Annotated in this window: 3 protein-coding genes; 2 read left to right on the top strand and 1 reads right to left on the bottom strand. The window is 52.3% G+C overall.

Features of this window, described 5'->3' with window-relative positions:
- Both ACUHMQ_RS20575 and ACUHMQ_RS20570 read left to right on the top strand, forming a co-directional pair.
- A partial coding sequence (locus tag ACUHMQ_RS20575; protein WP_445297314.1) for a hypothetical protein occupies positions 1-1,337 on the top strand: 1,337 nt, incomplete at its 5' end.
- Positions 1,337-1,723, top strand: a complete 387-nt coding sequence (locus tag ACUHMQ_RS20570; RefSeq protein ID WP_445297313.1) for a hypothetical protein — start codon at positions 1,337-1,339, stop codon at positions 1,721-1,723. The genes ACUHMQ_RS20575 and ACUHMQ_RS20570, both read left to right, overlap by 1 nt.
- Before the next feature lie 65 nt (positions 1,724-1,788).
- Here ACUHMQ_RS20570 and ACUHMQ_RS20565 read toward each other — a convergent pair.
- The coding region (locus ACUHMQ_RS20565) for a hypothetical protein (RefSeq protein WP_445297312.1) at positions 1,789-2,019 on the bottom strand (231 nt) is incomplete at its 5' end.

The following is a 2,019-nucleotide window of genomic DNA, read 5'->3' as shown; positions in this document are numbered from 1 at the left end:
GGGTTTCTGTACGACAACTCGTGACCGGAAAATCTATCTTCGGGGATGTGCTGGGTAACAGCATTGCGGGGAATGGTCGTAACTGGGTGGGACCTGCCAAGCCGGTCGTACCAGAACCGAACCGCAGCGAGCGGCCACGGGATTGGCGCGATCTGTTTGTTGATGAGGTCGTTCCGGCAGGCACCGGCAACCGGCTAATGCAATACGCCCAGGCAGCAGACGATGCCTTTGCAGCGCCATATATGGAAATGGCGCTGCAATCCAGCCGTAAGCAAGATCAGGAAGTTGCCCGTGTCGTTGCTGGCAACCGGCAACGTGAAGCCCGCACAAACGCAGCCCAGCTAGCCAATATGGATTCTGGCGAGTTCTGGGGGAAGATGGCCCAAGGCGGCCTGAATAGCCTGCAAGCTGGGTTGCAGCAACTCGGTCGCGGCGTGTCTGATTCAGCTGGTGCAGTGCGCGAGTCGATGGCCTCTGGCAGAGGGGCTTTCACAAATAGCGCCCAGGCTAGAGCCAACTTAGAACGCATTGACCCACCACTGAAAACCTTCGATCTGGAGTTAATGACTGCTGGAGCTGGCGGTGCTGTTGCAAGAGGGGCAGTCGCCTTGGGTAATGGCGTTAAGGCTTATGGAAATGCCTTGATGCAACTAGGTACCGATGCTGCCCGTTATGGTGTTGGGCCTGCGATTGGGCTGAATCTAGGCGTCACGTCCACTACAACCGCCTTGATTGGCGAGGGCCTATATGCGGCTGGTGGTGTACCTACACCATTTGGGGCAGAGGTCAGTGCTGCTGGGGTAGCTACTCGTGGAGCTGTAGGCCCTGCTGCGGGTGTACATCCTGATCTTTGGGCAGCAGTGACAGGAGGGGTCAATCAGCCAGCAATTACACGAGCCTTGCGGCAGAGTGGGAGCGCCGAAGGGGCAGCAGTAGCTAAATTACTTAAGCGTGGAAATGTGGAACTTGAAGTTTCCGGGCGAACCCTATCTATTCCTCAAGGTGGGGAATATTTCCCAGGTACTAATAAGATCGTGGTGTATGAAAAGTACGCTGGAGATGCAAAGTCGGCTGCTGGACTGGTAGCCCACGAGACTGAGCACTTTTTACAAGGACTAACCGCTCGACAATACGCCAATGGAGCAACTGCGCTGCAAGCAGAACTTGGTGCCTATGCAATTCAGCGCCGCGTTGATCGCAAGTTCTTTCTGCAAACTGATGATTCAGTCATGAAATACCTTGTAGATAGCCCGTTGTACCCGCACATCAATCAATCTACTGTCGATTCATTTAGGGATGCCGGTCAACCCTATGCAAGGTATTTGGGAGCAAAGTAATGCAAGAAGAAATCAAATGCATAAATTGTGACGGCATTGCGACTTTAGTTTCAACAGAAGGTGCAATAAAAACCTATCTGTGTAGTGCTTGTGGTTTTAAGTTTGAAGGAATAGCGCACTATGTGGAGCAGCCTATTTCATTGGGAATAAAGAATTACAGGGCATTTGTTATTGTTCCTGATGAAGTAGAGGCAAGAAAAGCGGCCTTCAAAATTCGCCGCCTTTTCTCTGGCTTATCAAACTTCTATTTGGAGGATTTGCAAAGCCAGTTATCTGCAGGAGTGCTTGAGCTAGATCTGGGAATTTATTCTGATCGTGAAGTCGAAAAGTTATTACCGCAGGCAGAGATACTTAACTTGAATTTGAAGTTCGTTCTCGTTCCGTAACGATGGCAATGGAAAACCAGTTAATGGCTCGAATGCAGTGAAACGCCATCTGGGTGCTGTGCTGATCAAAGCTCGAAATCATCATCACAGCGCACCCAGTCGGCATTGCCGTCTAAGTGCACGCACTCATCCCGGTCGGTCCACCATTCCGGTGGGCCGGATTCGGCGCAGTGGTCGAAATAACCCGCATCAAAGGGTGGCGGTGCGTCTAAACCGGGGTCTTCCTCGGGGTTCCACCATGTTGGCGGTCCCTCATCGGGGTAAATATCGTCGATTTGCGGTGCTTCGGCTGGCGG

The organism is Chitinimonas violaceus (assembly GCF_052601015.1).
The sequence above is the reverse complement of the archived record's forward strand: the minus strand, read 5'-3'. Positions and strand labels throughout refer to the sequence as shown.